We start from the raw sequence: 14,675 nt of genomic DNA on the forward strand, positions 1-14,675 counted from the left end.
GTGGCTGAAAGATACAATCCACAAAGACACTGGAGTCAACTTCCACCAGAAGAGCAGATTCGTTTCTGGGAAGATTATGAAGCGGGAAGGGCGACCTCTTTCCTGGTTGAACCGGAAAGGAAGCGCACGAAGCGCCGTCGTGGCGAGCACTCCACCAGACCCAAATGTGAAAATCCGTCCTGGTATCGTCCTGCGCGCTATAAGGCGCTGAGCGGGCAGCTCGGGCACGCCTATCACCGTCTGGTAAAAAAGGACCCGGTGACCGGCGAGCAGAGCCTGCGTATGCGTATGTCGCGGCATCCTTTTTACGTGCAGAAACGGACGTTCGTCGGTCGCAAATATGCCTTCCGTCCGGAAAAACAACGTCTCCTCGATGCCATCTGGCCGGTTCTGGTCAGCTTCAGTGATGCGGGCACACATACCGTAGGCATGAGTGTTTCCCGTCTGGCCAGAGAAATCAGCCCGAAAGACAGCAAAGGAAAGGTTATCCCCGAACTCGAGGTGACGGTCTCCCGGCTTTCCCGTCTGCTGGCCGAACAGGTGCGTTTTGGTGTGCTGGGTGTGTCGGAAGAAACAATGTGGGACCGTGAAACCCGCCAGCATCTGCCACTTTATGTCTGGATAACACCGGCAGGGTGGCAGATGCTGGGCGTCGACATGGTGAAACTTTACGAACAGCAGAAGAAGCGGCTGCGTGAAAGTGAAATCCGCCAGCAGCTCATCCGGGAAGGCGCTCTGCGTGAGGATGAAGATATCTCCGTACATGCGGCCAGAAAACGCTGGTATTTGCAGCGCAGCCAGGATGCGCTGAAACACCGTCGGGCAAAAGCTGCAGTCCGTAAGCGTGCTAATCGCCTGAAGAAATTACCTGCCGACCAGCAGATTTATGAGATGTCACAGCACATCCTGAAGCGTATGCCGCCGGATGAAGCCTACTGGTGCACGCCGGAACGCCTGCAGCAACTGGCCATCAGGGAGCTGTACCAGCTTGAACTGACGCTGGCTGCACCGCCACCGCACTAGACAGCACCATTCCTTCAGCACTGAATCATCGCCAGCCCCTCCGGGGCTTTTGGTGCTGGTTCCGTTCACCCCAAAATCCGCCGCAATCACCTTAAATCTCCTCAGAGGGCAATATCTGCCCATAAAACCACGCATCAGTCATCAGAACGTGGCCACATCGTTTCAGTTATCCACATAAATCTGCAAAAAAAGAACTTCAGAAAGCTGCAAACTAGAAACAGCAAACCTGCAATATAATCTTACCCCAGTTACTTAATCCCCTGCATTGCTTCGTCGCAGGGAAAGTCTTTATCTCTGAAACTTCTCTAAACAAATACAGAAACATCTTCACTTGCAGCTGCTAAAGTCGCGCAACTCAAAATTCAAAAGCACCTCCCACCGCAAGCAGCAGGCCCCAACCAGAAACAATTTAGTTACAACATGCAAAAACAAACCCCAAAAAAACCCGGTCAAACGCAGAACTGAAGCCACAAAGCCCCTCCCTCATAACTGAAAAGCGGTCCCCCCCGGACCCCAAGGGCCAGAACAGAGTCGCTTTTAATTATAAATGTTGTAACTAAAAATCATCATCGCTGTCAGTCTTCTGGCTGGAAGTCCCCAGTACACGCTCATAAGCGGCCCTAACGGCCCGCTAACGCGGAGATACGCCCCGACTTCGGGTAAACCCTCGTCGGGACCACTCCGACCGCGCACAGAAACTCTTTCATGGCTAAAAGTGGGTATAGTCTAGCAGGGCTGGGGATGGGTAAGGTGAAATCTATCAATCAGTACCGGCTGACGCCGGGCTTCGGCGGTTTTACTCCGGTATCACATGTAACCACAGCGTGCCGCCTTCCATGCCGCTGACGCGGCATCTGATTACATTATTAATACATGTAATACTACATAAAGACCATCAGCATAGTTATGCTGTAGCAGACTGAGCGAATTCTCTCAGTAATTTTCGGTGTCTATTTGAAAAATAGTCATTCCCACACAGAGTGGATTTGGCAGATTTATTTGCACAACTTCTATTTTGAGAGTAAAATATAATAATATTGTAAGTTAAATGTTACGCAGCTCATATCCAACATTATGATAAAATAAGAAAGTGTGGATGTCATTTCTGCCTTAGAATGACAATTTAACAAGAATTACGATGCCTTTATTGGCCACCCAATTGTAAACATAGGGTGGCTTAATCATGCATTTATATTTTTATGGGATTGTAATTAACATATTGTTATGTGGGGCCCATGCAATAATCAGATGAGCGACACGTCGTTATAGCAATTAATTCTGCGCCTGAAAATGCTGACGTGAAATTAGCATCACGCCAAACATTTTCTTTATAATAAACACGAACATTTTCACCTGTAGCATAATAATACCGTGCTGTTTCTAACATGTTATCAAAACCTTGTTGATGATTACCGAATACATCAAATTTGCACATAGTATTAACAGTGGGCGCTATACTCCCCTGCTTAACACCTATACAGAAAAACTGACTTTCTTTTTCTCCTGATTTATATACTCCAAAAGAAATATTATTAATCTGTAAATTGCTCATATATGTATCATAATCAGCCATTCCAGCATGGCAACTCCCAGATAACAACAAAGCAATAGCAAAATATTTTATTTTACACATAAAACAACCTCTGAGGCAACATTCCTCCCTAAGAAATGAAAATAAATGTAACAATATGATCTTATTCTCATGGAAGGGAATGTTATTTAACATAATATTTTATTGAAAACTATTTTATGATAACTTTCAGAGCTCCTCGAGCATCGTAGAATTCTTGTTCATAGTAATTACCAATTCTGTATGAATGATCTCTTCTTACTCCTTTTAAGGAAAAACACGCGCTAATTAAACTGCCAAAAGCATTAATCCTTTCTCTGACAGATACTGTGGGTACAACAAGCTCTGGAATTATTCCTGGATTGGAAGTTGTTGACACCGATACATATCGGGCATTGGATGTTCCAGCCCCATCGGATACACTGCTATTGTGTCTGTCATACACTAACTCCACGGCTTCTGCAATATTTTCTGTTGGAATATGTCCAACGGCAACAATTTCGTTTTGTTCCCGCATCATTATCTGCTCAAATCCGGTAAAAGTCACCCCTCGTTCTGTAAGGTAACTAACCGAGGGCTGGATCGAATAAAATATATTATCTGCACGAATTCTATATCTATACAATCGACCGTGGAAAGTTGAACTCGAGTAATATTGTCTGGCAATATTATATGTCTCTCTTAGGCTTGTTGTTGTGGCAACAAAAGCGCTATCCCTACTTCCAGCAGCACAAGAATCTCCACGCAAGTGTTGTTGTAAGTTCCTGTTATTACCATGAGATCTAAATCCATCACGGAAAATCTCATCAGGAGAACGGGAATCTACTCTGTATACAAAATCAACAGCGCTTACTGAACATGACAACAGCATTATAAACAAAATAAAAAAGACTCTCATAAAACACACCATTTTGAATAAAAATATTTTCTGGAACTTTTGATAATATAAAAAACACCAAAATATAATAAAATCATTATTGAGTTCAATATTGATAACGTCACGGTGTTGTTATCTCTTTTCCCCCCTGTAATTCAACATAAAATCATGTAAAGAATCAAGTATTCTGTTCATATGTGTATGTTTTTTTTGAACTTACTGTCGAAGATGTAATACTTTCTGGGTGATGCCTCTAATTAGTTGAATCTGATGTATAATGATCTTACCCAGCAATAGTGGACACGCGGCTAAGTGAGTAAACTCTCAGTCAGAGGTGACTCACATGACAAAAACAGTCTCAACCAGTAAAAAACCCCGTAAACAGCATTCGCCTGAATTTCGCAGTGAAGCCCTGAAGCTTGCTGAACGCATCGGTGTTGCTGCCGCAGCCCGTGAACTCAGCCTGTATGTATCTCAGCTCTATGCGTGGCGCAGCAAACTGCAGCAACAGATGACCTCGTCTGAGCGTGAAAGTGAGCTGGCCGCTGAAAATGCCCGCCTGAAGCGGCAACTGGCGGAGCAGGCAGAGGAACTGGCTATCCTCCAAAAGGCCGCGACATACTTCGCGAAGCGCCTGAAATGAAGTATGTCTTTATTGAAAAACATCAGGCTGAGTTCAGCATCAAGGCAATGTGCCGCGTGCTCCGGGTGGCCCGTAGCGGCTGGTATACGTGGTGTCAGCGGCGGACAAGGATAAGTCCTCGTCAGCAGTTCCGTCAGCACTGCGACAGCGTTACGGTGCACCACGCCTGACGGATGAACTGCGTGCTCAGGGTTACCCCTTTAACGTAAAAACCGTGGCGGCAAGCCTGCGCCGTCAGGGGCTGAGGGCAAAGGCCTCCCGGAAGTTCAGTCCGGTCAGTTACCGAGCACACAACCTGCCTGTGTCAGAAAATTTGCTGGAGCAGGATTTTTACGCCAGTGAACCGAATCAGAAGTGGGCAGGTGATATCACGTACCTGCGTACCGATGAGGGCTGGCTGTATCTGGCGGTGGTCATCGACTTGTGGTCGCGTGCGGTTATCGGCTGGTCAATGTCATCACGGATGACGGCACAGCTTGCCTGTGATGCACTGCAAATGGCGCTATGGCGGCGTAAGCGTCCGGAAAATATCATTGTTCACACCGACCGTGGAGGCCAGTACTGTTCAGCTGATTATCAGGCCCTGCTGAAACGGCACAATCTACGCGGGAGCATGAGTGCAAAAGGCTGCTGCTATGACAATGCCTGTGTGGAAAGCTTCTTTCACTCACTGAAAGTGGAATGTATCCACGGAGAACGCTTTGCCGGCCGGGAAATAATGCGGACGACGGTGTTTAATTATATCGAGTGTGACTACAATCGCTGGCGTCGCCACAGCGCATGTGGCGGTCTCAGCCCGGAACAATTTGAAAACCAGAATCTCGCTTAGGGCTGTGTCCACATTACGTGGGTAGGATCAATCTACTACTCCTTTCTCATCACGCAGAGCCGGTTTCTGTGAGTTACGGATCTTCCTCTCCCCCACACAACGCCACCTCCTGTAAGTACAACATGTCGTACTGCATTCAGCTGCTCATGACACTATATGTTGTGTTATTTCCCTGACCTGTGAGGCGCCGTGCAGGGGCGGAAAACAGCGATATGATTATTTCCTCAGCGTGGTACACTTCCGGAAACCCGTCAATAACAGAAAAATCGGATCTGCCGGAAATGGTCCTTCGATAATTACGCTTTGTTTTTATAAGTCTGATTTTAATTTTTATTGGTTAACATAATGCAAGGTAAAATAAATAAGGCTTACTAAAAGCCAGATAACAGTATGTGTATTAACGCGCTGATTTTTGCGGCATAAGAATATATACTGATATGCATACCAGAAGTATGTCAAAAAGAGGTGTGCTATGAAGCAGCGTATTACAGTGACAGTTGACAGCGACAGCTATCAGCTGCTCAAGGCGTATGACGTGAATATCTCCGGTCTGGTCAGTACGACCATGCAGAACGAAGCCCGGCGACTGCGCGCTGAACGCTGGCAGGCTGAAAATCAGGAAGGGATGGCAGAGGTCGCTAGGTTTATTGAAATGAACGGCTCTTTTGCCGATGAGAACAGGGACTGGTGAAATGCAGTTTAAGGTTTACACCTATAAAAGAGAGAGCCGTTATCGTCTGTTTGTGGATGTCCAGAGTGACATTATTGACACGCCCGGGCGACGGATGGTGATCCCCCTGGCCAGTGCCCGCCTGCTGTCAGATAAAGTCTCCCGTGAACTTTACCCGGTGGTGCATGTCGGGGATGAAAGCTGGCGTATGATGACCACCGATATGGCCAGTGTGCCGGTCTCCGTTATCGGGGAAGAAGTGGCTGATCTCAGCCACCGGGAAAATGACATCAAAAATGCCATTAACCTGATGTTCTGGGGAATATAAATGTCAGGCTCCGTTATACACAGCCAGTCTGCAGCCATGGTACCGGCAGTGTATTCTGCCGGTACAGTCTCCACAACTTCCTGTTGTCATTGATTATCCGGCAGCTCTGGCACTTCGCCAGATGTCGATGGTTCATGATGAACTGCCGAAATATCTGCTGGCTCCGGAAGTGAGTGCCCTGCTCCATTACGTCCCGGATCTGCGCCGCAAGATGCTGTTGGCCACACTGTGGAACACCGGTGCGCGCATTAATGAAGCACTGGCGCTGACGCGGGGGGATTTTTCGCTCGCGCCTCCGTATCCGTTTGTGCAGCTTGCGACCCTGAAACAACGGACCGAAAAAGCCGCCAGGACGGCAGGAAGAATGCCAGCCGGCCAAGCAGACTCACCGGCTGGTTCCGCTCTCCGACACCTGGTACGTCAGCCAGCTGCAGACGATGGTCGCAACACTGAAAATTCCTCTGGAACCGCGTAATAAACGAACCGGCAGGACAGAGAAAGCGAGGATCAGGGAAGTGACGGACAGAACGGTCAGGACCTGGATTGGGGAAGCGGTTGTCGCCGCTGCCGCTGATGGTGTGACGTTCTCTGTCCCGGTCACGCCACATACGTTCCGCCATTCCTATGCGATGCACATGCTGTATGCCGGTATACCGCTGAAGGTCCTGCAGAGCCTGATGGGGCATAAGTCCATCAGCTCAACGGAGGTCTACACGAAGGTGTTTGCGCTGGATGTGGCTGCACGGCACCGGGTGCAGTTTTCGATGCCTGAGTCCGATGCGGTGTCTATGCTCAAAAGAATTCCTTAAGCTCTGACTTTTTTAAATCCCCTTCGGATATCTCATGGATATATTATCGGTATTTCATATTCTGTTGACATGCAGGACCGGTATAGAGTAAAAAAACATCCATTGAGTACCTCTTGGATATCTGAAAGGTGTCTTTTGGGTTCTTTATGGGTATTACATGTGGATTCTGGAGATACACTATGCCTGTTATTGCTAATACACATCCCAAAGGTGGTGTGGGTAAGACAACTTCATCCGTAAACATTGTTGGTGAAATGAAGTCTGATACAGTTGATCTGGATACTCATACCGGGCTTTCTATCATTCTGGGGCTGAGACCTGAAGGAAAAGAAATTTCCGTGAAAGTACCCAAAACAGTGGATGAGTTAATCGAAATTATGACTCCCTACAAGAACAGCGATAAGACGTTACTTATTGACTGTGGGGGATTTGACTCAGATCTTACCCGTACTGCGATTGCCTTTGCAGACTGCGTTATTGTCCCTTCAAAAGACTCCCTGACTGAGCGTATTGGTTTGATGCATTTTGATGGAGTACTGGACGAAATCAGCTCTATCATGGGGACCGATATAACTGCTCACCTGTATCTCTGTAAAGTTAATCCTAACAAGAAGAAATTCCCTAAGCTTGATGCAATCCTGCCATCGTTCAAACATCTGAAGCTGATGAAGAGCCGCATTTCTGCTCGTGCAGAATTTGAGGATGTCATTGAGACTGGGATGGGAATCACTGAGTCTGTTCATGGGCGCTATTCGGCAGGAGGTAAGGAAGTTATTGCCCTTATCGAAGAAATCAATCATCTGATTGAAAATAACAAACAGTAAAGTGTATCTATTGGGTATCCATATAGTATCCTTTGGGCTTTTAATGGATATCTTTTGAATATCTAACAAACATCCTGGGTTATCTCATGAGCAAAGCGAAATTTAGTGCACAGGCTGAAAAACTGAAAAACTTGGTGGATTCTGCCAGATTACAAACTTCTTCTTCTGCCGTAACAGCAACAGTCCCGTCTCAGCCAAATGAAGGTGCAGAGGAAGTTTCAGGTCGTCCCGTGGCCGCCAGGACGAAGGCTAAGAATCTTAAGGCCATACCGCTGTCGTATTTTGAAGCTCATGCGGAACTTAAAGCGACCAGTAAAACATCTCTGGATTTTAGCTCATATATTATTGAGGCTATAAGAGAGAAGCTTGAACGTGATGGTGCAATAGGTCAATAAACTATCAGATACCTTAAGGGTATCTGATGTGTGTCTTTTAAATGCGTTATGGGGATTCCTTGTGTACCTAAAGAGTACCTATTAGACATCTTTCTGTATATGGTGACATGATTCGTCACTGCTTTCCTTTCCTCTCAGTTTCACCATTTCATTCCCTTCCCTTAACCTGAACCATGATGTCAAAGATGTTTTTATATTGCATTTATGCATTGCATATAACCTTCATAATGTTTTTGTATCTATGATTTCTCTGGTTTTAAGGTTGAGTGTACAATATGAATGCAATTTATTGTGTTTTTATATTGCTTTCACCCTTTCAGAAAGACCATCTTTCCATTATAATTGAATATACATTGTATGTATGAAGTGTGTTTGTTTTTTCTATTTGTTTATGAGCAACGGAGACTGGTTATGAAAATCTTTATTGATGATGGTTCTACCAACATTAAACTTGCTTGGTTGGAGGATAGTGACGTGAAAACGTTAATCAGCCCTAACAGCTTTAAACCGGAATGGTCTTTTAGTTTACTGGATGATGCTGCCCCGGCTAATTACGAGATCGACAGCGAGAAGTTTTCATTTGATCCATTAAGTGCTGATGCTGTCGTAACGACTGAAACACGCTATCAGTACAGTGATGTGAATGTTGTGGCCATTCAGCATGCGCTACAGCAGACCGGCCTGAAAGCGCAGCCTGTTGATGTCATCGTCACATTGCCGATTTCTGAATACCTTGACGCCAACAATCAGAAAAATAAGCAAAACATTGAAAGAAAGAAAAAAAATGTGATGCGTGAAGTACGGGTGCAGGGGGGGGATGCATTTGTTATTCGCAGTGTTTCCGTTCTTCCTGAAAGTATTCCCGCTGGTTTCAGTGTTCTTGCGGGGCTTGAGGATGATGAATCCCTTTTGATCGTAGATCTCGGTGGTACAACTCTTGATGTGTCGCATGTTCGTAGCAAAATGACAGGGATTACAAAAACCTGGTGTGATCCGAATATCGGCGTGTCCCTGATTACATCCGGGGTTAAGGAACAGATGGCGGTACATGCTAATACAAGAGTGAGCTCATTCCAGGCTGACAATATCATTGTGCACCGTAATGAACCTGACTACCTTTCCCGTCGCATTTATAATGCTGAACAGCGTGAGTCTATCATTAATGTTATCAATGAACGGCAGAAGTTGCTTATTAAACGAGTTAATGATGTCATCAGCCGTTTCACCGACTATACACATGTAATGTGTGTTGGTGGTGGGGCTGAAATTGTGGCCGAGGCTGTGAAGAACCTGACTAAGGTTCCTGATGAGCGCTTTTATCTGAGCTCATCCCCACAGTTTGATTTAGTCATGGGAATGATAAAAATGAAAGGTGGTGTGACTAATGAGTGATGAAAATAAATCCAGACGCTGCTCATTTGAACTTTTCCCGGATGAACGGACAGGAGATAAGATAGCAGATGAGCTCATTGCAAATGAAAAACTGAAGGAGCGGGGACGTTTCATGCGCGCGATGTTAGTTACTGGTGCGGCGTTTGCAGCTATAGATAAACGTCTTCCTTTGCTGATATCGGAGTTACTGACAGAAAATACGACTCTGGATGATATTAATAAGGTGATTTCCAGCGTAATACCAGGTGCTTTTTCGGTTGAAAAGAAATTGCTTGAATTACTGGAAAAACAATCTGGTCTCCATACGTCTGTTGATTGCAGTACTCCTCTTACAGAGCAGAGTCCGTCGAGAAATGGCGGTGAAGACCAGACCAGAAGAAACGCTGAAAATATGTTCGGAGATGACTGAACTAACTCAGCCTGGCCAGGGGAATATCTCGCCATTTAGTTGTATAACACTGACTCAACATTTCCCGTTTCATTTGCCATTCAGGGGCGGTTCCTCGCCCCGCAAACCACACTTTCCCTTTTCCCGACTGGCTCAGTTCATCGAGTGTTTTCATTAACTTTTCGCTGTTTTTATGGGGCTGGATCTCATCAAATAATCCCGGCTGTCCTGTGTGGGTAGACTGGCCCCCTGAATCTCCAGACAACCAGTATCACTTATTTAAGTGATAGTCTTAATACTAGTTTTTAGACTAGTCATTGGAGAGCAGATGATTGATGTCTTAGGACCGGAGAAACGCAGACGGCGTACTACACAGGAAAAGATCGCTATTGTTCAGCAGAGTTTTGAACCGGGAATGACGGTCTCCCTTGTTGCCCGGCAACACGGTGTGGCAGCCAGCCAGTTATTTCTCTGGCGCAAGCAATACCAGGAGGGAAGTCTTACTGCTGTGGCCGCAGGAGAGCAGGTCGTTCCTGATCCTACCCACGTAATGTGGACACAGCCCTAAGCGAGATTCTGGTTTTCAAATTGTTCCGGGCTGAGACCGCCACATGCGCTGTGGCGACGCCAGCGATTGTAGTCACACTCGATATAATTAAACACCGTCGTCCGCATTATTTCCCGGCCGGCAAAGCGTTCTCCGTGGATACATTCCACTTTCAGTGAGTGAAAGAAGCTTTCCACACAGGCATTGTCATAGCAGCAGCCTTTTGCACTCATGCTCCCGCGTAGATTGTGCCGTTTCAGCAGGGCCTGATAATCAGCTGAACAGTACTGGCCTCCACGGTCGGTGTGAACAATGATATTTTCCGGACGCTTACGCCGCCATAGCGCCATTTGCAGTGCATCACAGGCAAGCTGTGCCGTCATCCGTGATGACATTGACCAGCCGATAACCGCACGCGACCACAAGTCGATGACCACCGCCAGATACAGCCAGCCCTCATCGGTACGCAGGTACGTGATATCACCTGCCCACTTCTGATTCGGTTCACTGGCGTAAAAATCCTGCTCCAGCAAATTTTCTGACACAGGCAGGTTGTGTGCTCGGTAACTGACCGGACTGAACTTCCGGGAGGCCTTTGCCCTCAGCCCCTGACGGCGCAGGCTTGCCGCCACGGTTTTTACGTTAAAGGGGTAACCCTGAGCACGCAGTTCATCCGTCAGGCGTGGTGCACCGTAACGCTGTCGCAGTGCTGACGGAACTGCTGACGAGGACTTATCCTTGTCCGCCGCTGACACCACGTATACCAGCCGCTACGGGCCACCCGGAGCACGCGGCACATTGCCTTGATGCTGAACTCAGCCTGATGTTTTTCAATAAAGACATACTTCATTTCAGGCGCTTCGCGAAGTATGTCGCGGCCTTTTGGAGGATAGCCAGTTCCTCTGCCTGCTCCGCCAGTTGCCGCTTCAGGCGGGCATTTTCAGCGGCCAGCTCACTTTCACGCTCAGACGAGGTCATCTGTTGCTGCAGTTTGCTGCGCCACGCATAGAGCTGAGATACATACAGGCTGAGTTCACGGGCTGCGGCAGCAACACCGATGCGTTCAGCAAGCTTCAGGGCTTCACTGCGAAATTCAGGCGAATGCTGTTTACGGGGTTTTTTACTGGTTGAGACTGTTTTTGTCATGTGAGTCACCTCTGACTGAGAGTTTACTCACTTAGCCGCGTGTCCACTATTGCTGGGTAAGATCACCCTGCCCTGCGAGGCCATGCGGGATGAAGTATAGATAAGCCCTTTTAACCCCGTTAGCGCGGCTACGCCGCGCTAACGGGGACTTAGTACTGACAGCTTGCTGGCAGTACTAAGGGAGCTGTACGTCAGAGTTTAAGCTATTTTTCTTGACGGAACACTCCGCGGAAAACGCAAAACAGCACAATGTCCTGAATGCCTTAAACGCAGCGACTCTGTTCATAGTTGTCGTCGGCGCCAGATACAGCATCTACCCTGCTCAGGGCAGACACTATGGCTTGTATTTTCCGTCCGCCACTGCTACTGCCGTACCCCTGCTTGTTCACGTAAAATATATTCTACTGGTGTCAGTAATTCGAGCGATTTATGAGGCCTTTTACTGTTGTACAGTACCAGGTATTCAGCCAGTTTCTGATTGAATATATTCAGCTCTTCAAAGCGCAATATTTTATTAAATTCAATAAACTGCTCTCTCAGTGTTCGGTTAAAGCGCTCACAGATGGCGTTCATTTTCGGCGCATAGGGATAAGTCCATAGGTGCCTGATGGCAGCTTCCTGCAGCTTCTTGTGGAATTTTCCTAGGAACTCTTTCCCGTTGTCAGTGATGATCTGGTTGATACCAACAGGGAACAACTGATCTGCACGGCAGAAGAAGTGCCAGATGATATCACTGTTAAGTGACTGTACGGCCAGTGCCAGAGCGTAGTTGCTGTGTTCGTCGATCATCATGGTAATGACATAACAGCGCAGCTCGCCCATTCTGAGCTCAATAGCATCCATGCCAATGAGCTCACCGGTCTTTACCGGGCGATAGTGCTTTGGTCTGCGGGGCTTTGTGGGCGTTTTTTAATGAGCAGGGCTTTTCCCCGGGAACCGAGTCGCACCGGTATTAACCGCATTTTATCGTGTGCCGCTGCGATCATTCTTCCGATGGTGGAGACGCTCGGGCAGGGCAGATGGCGCTGTTCACACCACGGCTTCAGACGAATAAAAGTCTGTTCTTTCGCGAGGTTGGGAAGCTCTGTTCTCAGTCGTCGTATTTCTTTCAGGATTTCGGGATGCCATTGCTTTGTGCGACGTACCAGTGGAGCTTTGCTGCGTGGGATAAGCGCTTCCGGGCCTCCAGTATAAAGTAACAGTCGCCACCAGTACAGAGTTCGAGTGGATACGCCAAAAGCTTCTGCAGCTGCATTGATTCCATGTTTCTCCCAGAAGTGCAGTGCTTTCATTCTTAATTTGGCAATCTCAGGCATAACAGAGTGTTTCATCGCATAGATGGTTGCACGCTAATACCCAACGCCGACATGTTGCATCAACATAGAAATCTTCCCTTACTTATCCTGAGGAAATTGCAATATCTCTGTGAACTTACACACCGAGTTATCCGGCATGGTGTCAATCAGTTCACAATTTTTCCATCGGAGCAGCCTACCACCGGTGATAACCTGACTTTACCTGTAGTTTGTATACACAATCCCTGGCATTGAAATACACATATGAAGTGTACTTCGGATATGACCGTACGCTCAGGAAGTACGACAGATTCCGTCAAAAATTACCTGTAAAGACAGACATCAGAAAAAACAGTGCTCGCCGCAGACCGGTGACCGGGCGAAGCACGCGAACCGGCGAGGAAGCGCAATGTATCTGTAGTCACAGTGAGCAGGTACGCTCTGAAGCCCTTTTATAAAACAGCTGTGTATGCGGTTTTTCCGGAATGATTTATCCACATATCCAGAGGCCCGATCCAGTAAACAGATCCATGAATGATCAACAAAGGATCCATTAAAGATCCCTATATCGCTGCAAACCTTGTCACTCATGGGCCGGGACCACGTTCACATAAGCTGTTGCATGTTATGGATAAACTGTAACAGGTTCATGATAAGCTGTATTCAGTAATACATATACTGAAGTAAGTTAATGACATAAACTATGGTCAGTACGCCAGACTCAGTTGTTAAATACAGGCTGCAGGTTTTTCTTCAGTCAGTTAGCGGAGTTCTGACACACGATTTTCTGTTTATTCTTTTACTGTCCACAGGCGGGAGGCTTTCTGGAAAACGAAAATTCAGACATCAAAAAACTGTTCGGCGAGGTGGATAAGTCGTCCGGTGAGCTGGTGACACTGACACCAAACAATAACAACACCGTACAACCTGTGGCGCTGATGCGTCTGGGCGTTTTTGTACCGACCCTTAAATCACTGAAGAACAGTAAAAAAAATACACTGTCACGTACTGATGCCACGGAAGAGCTGACACGTCTTTCCCTGGCCCGTGCTGAGGGATTCGATAAGGTTGAGATCACCGGCCCCCGCTTGGATATGGATAACGATTTCAAGACCTGGGTGGGGATCATTCATTCCTTTGCCCGCCATAACGTGATTGGTGACAAAGTTGAACTGCCTTTTGTCGAGTTTGCAAAACTGTGTGGTATACCTTCAAGCCAGTCATCCCGCAGGCTGCGTGAGCGCATCAGCCCTTCCCTGAAGCGCATTGCCGGTACCGTGATTTCGTTTTCCCGTACCGATGAGAAGCACACCCGGGAATACATCACTCATCTGGTACAGTCAGCCTACTACGATACTGAGCGGGATATTGTTCAGTTACAGGCCGATCCCCGCCTGTTTGAACTGTACCAGTTTGACAGAAAAGTCCTTCTCCAGCTTAAGGCGATTAATGCCCTGAAGCGACGGGAGTCCGCCCAGGCACTCTACACCTTTATAGAGAGCCTGCCCCGGGATCCGGCACCGATATCGCTGGCGCGGCTGCGTGCACGCCTCAATCTGAAGTCTCCTGTATTTTCCCAGAACCAGACGGTCAGACGGGCAATGGAGCAGTTGCGCGAGATTGGATATCTTGATTACACGGAGATCCAGCGGGGGCGGACAAAATTCTTCTGTATTCACTACCGGCGTCCCCGGTTAAAAGCGCCGAATGATGAGAGTAAGGAAAATCCGTTGCAACCTTCACCTGCGGAAAAAGTCAGTCCGGAGATGGCGGAGAAACTTGCCCTGCTTGAAAAACTGGGTATCACACTGGACGATCTGGAAAAACTCTTCAAATCCCGCTGAACATAAACTGTAGTCAGAGAAGGGGCGTTTTTTACTAACTACAGCTTATGTTAACAGATGCAGTGAGTGCTCTGCTCACTGCAGTTTATATTCTG

Annotated in this window: 10 protein-coding genes and 7 pseudogenes; 12 read left to right on the plus strand and 5 right to left on the minus strand. The window is 47.3% G+C overall.

Annotated features, from left to right (window positions below; all coding sequences use genetic code 11):
- Positions 1-1,023 (plus strand): plasmid replication initiator RepA, encoded by a 1,023-nt coding sequence (repA, locus tag PS053_RS22670; RefSeq protein WP_256878410.1) that lies wholly within the window; start codon positions 1-3, stop codon positions 1,021-1,023.
- 1,222 nt (positions 1,024-2,245) lie between these two features.
- Here repA and PS053_RS22675 read toward each other — a convergent pair.
- Both PS053_RS22675 and PS053_RS22680 read right to left on the minus strand, forming a co-directional pair.
- A complete protein-coding gene (locus PS053_RS22675) occupies positions 2,246-2,656 on the minus strand; it encodes a subtilase family AB5 toxin binding subunit (RefSeq protein ID WP_256878411.1) in 411 nt (136 codons plus the stop codon).
- 109 nt (positions 2,657-2,765) lie between these two features.
- Positions 2,766-3,491 carry a scabin-related ADP-ribosyltransferase gene (locus PS053_RS22680; RefSeq protein ID WP_256878412.1) on the minus strand — a complete coding sequence of 242 codons (726 nt, stop codon included), beginning with the start codon at positions 3,489-3,491 and terminating at the stop codon, positions 2,766-2,768.
- A gap of 322 nt (positions 3,492-3,813) precedes the next feature.
- Here PS053_RS22680 and PS053_RS22685 point away from each other — a divergent pair.
- The 8 genes and pseudogenes from PS053_RS22685 (at position 3,814) to PS053_RS22720 (ending at position 9,769) form a co-directional block, all read left to right on the plus strand.
- Positions 3,814-4,942: pseudogene (locus PS053_RS22685) on the plus strand (IS3 family transposase).
- A gap of 472 nt (positions 4,943-5,414) precedes the next feature.
- On the plus strand, positions 5,415-5,633 hold the full coding sequence (gene ccdA / locus PS053_RS22690) for a type II toxin-antitoxin system antitoxin CcdA (RefSeq protein ID WP_000813639.1): 219 nt from the start codon (positions 5,415-5,417) through the stop codon (positions 5,631-5,633).
- Between the two features lies 1 nt (position 5,634).
- A complete protein-coding gene (ccdB, locus tag PS053_RS22695; protein WP_001159871.1) occupies positions 5,635-5,940 on the plus strand; it encodes a type II toxin-antitoxin system toxin CcdB in 306 nt (101 codons plus the stop codon).
- A pseudogene (locus tag PS053_RS22700) lies at positions 5,941-6,749 on the plus strand (site-specific integrase).
- Between the two features lie 179 nt (positions 6,750-6,928).
- Complete coding sequence (locus PS053_RS22705) at positions 6,929-7,573, plus strand: ParA family protein (RefSeq protein ID WP_001144036.1); 645 nt, start codon at positions 6,929-6,931, stop codon at positions 7,571-7,573.
- A gap of 86 nt (positions 7,574-7,659) precedes the next feature.
- Complete coding sequence (locus tag PS053_RS22710; RefSeq protein WP_000030204.1) at positions 7,660-7,968, plus strand: molecular chaperone GroEL; 309 nt, start codon at positions 7,660-7,662, stop codon at positions 7,966-7,968.
- 411 nt (positions 7,969-8,379) lie between these two features.
- Complete coding sequence (locus PS053_RS22715; protein WP_256878413.1) at positions 8,380-9,360, plus strand: plasmid segregation protein ParM; 981 nt, start codon at positions 8,380-8,382, stop codon at positions 9,358-9,360.
- The gene (locus tag PS053_RS22720; RefSeq protein ID WP_273775112.1) at positions 9,353-9,769 is read left to right on the plus strand and encodes a plasmid partitioning/stability family protein; all 417 of its coding nucleotides are present in this window, start codon (positions 9,353-9,355) and stop codon (positions 9,767-9,769) included. Before PS053_RS22715 ends, PS053_RS22720 begins: the two co-directional genes overlap by 8 nt.
- Position 9,770: 1 nt before the next feature.
- Here the strand turns inward: PS053_RS22720 and PS053_RS22725 are convergent.
- Positions 9,771-9,974: pseudogene (locus PS053_RS22725) on the minus strand (DUF4113 domain-containing protein); the annotation flags it as partial.
- A gap of 102 nt (positions 9,975-10,076) precedes the next feature.
- Here PS053_RS22725 and PS053_RS22730 point away from each other — a divergent pair.
- Positions 10,077-10,283, plus strand: a pseudogene (locus tag PS053_RS22730) (transposase); the annotation flags it as partial.
- A 29-nt stretch (positions 10,284-10,312) separates the two neighbouring features.
- Here PS053_RS22730 and PS053_RS22735 read toward each other — a convergent pair.
- Positions 10,313-11,441: pseudogene (locus PS053_RS22735) on the minus strand (IS3 family transposase).
- Between the two features lie 223 nt (positions 11,442-11,664).
- Between PS053_RS22735 and PS053_RS22740 the strand changes: the two are divergent.
- A pseudogene (locus PS053_RS22740) lies at positions 11,665-11,844 on the plus strand (transposase family protein); the annotation flags it as partial.
- Here PS053_RS22740 and PS053_RS22745 read toward each other — a convergent pair.
- Positions 11,805-12,772, minus strand: a pseudogene (locus PS053_RS22745) (integrase core domain-containing protein). The pseudogenes PS053_RS22740 and PS053_RS22745 overlap by 40 nt on opposite strands.
- Before the next feature lie 830 nt (positions 12,773-13,602).
- On the opposite strand from PS053_RS22745, the gene PS053_RS22750 reads away from it, so the two are divergent.
- Positions 13,603-14,580, plus strand: a complete 978-nt coding sequence (locus PS053_RS22750) for a RepB family plasmid replication initiator protein (protein ID WP_000361611.1) — start codon at positions 13,603-13,605, stop codon at positions 14,578-14,580.
- Positions 14,581-14,675: the final 95 nt, after the last annotated feature.

The organism is Escherichia albertii (genome assembly GCF_028622335.1).
GTDB classification, from domain to species: Bacteria; Pseudomonadota; Gammaproteobacteria; order Enterobacterales; family Enterobacteriaceae; genus Escherichia; species Escherichia albertii.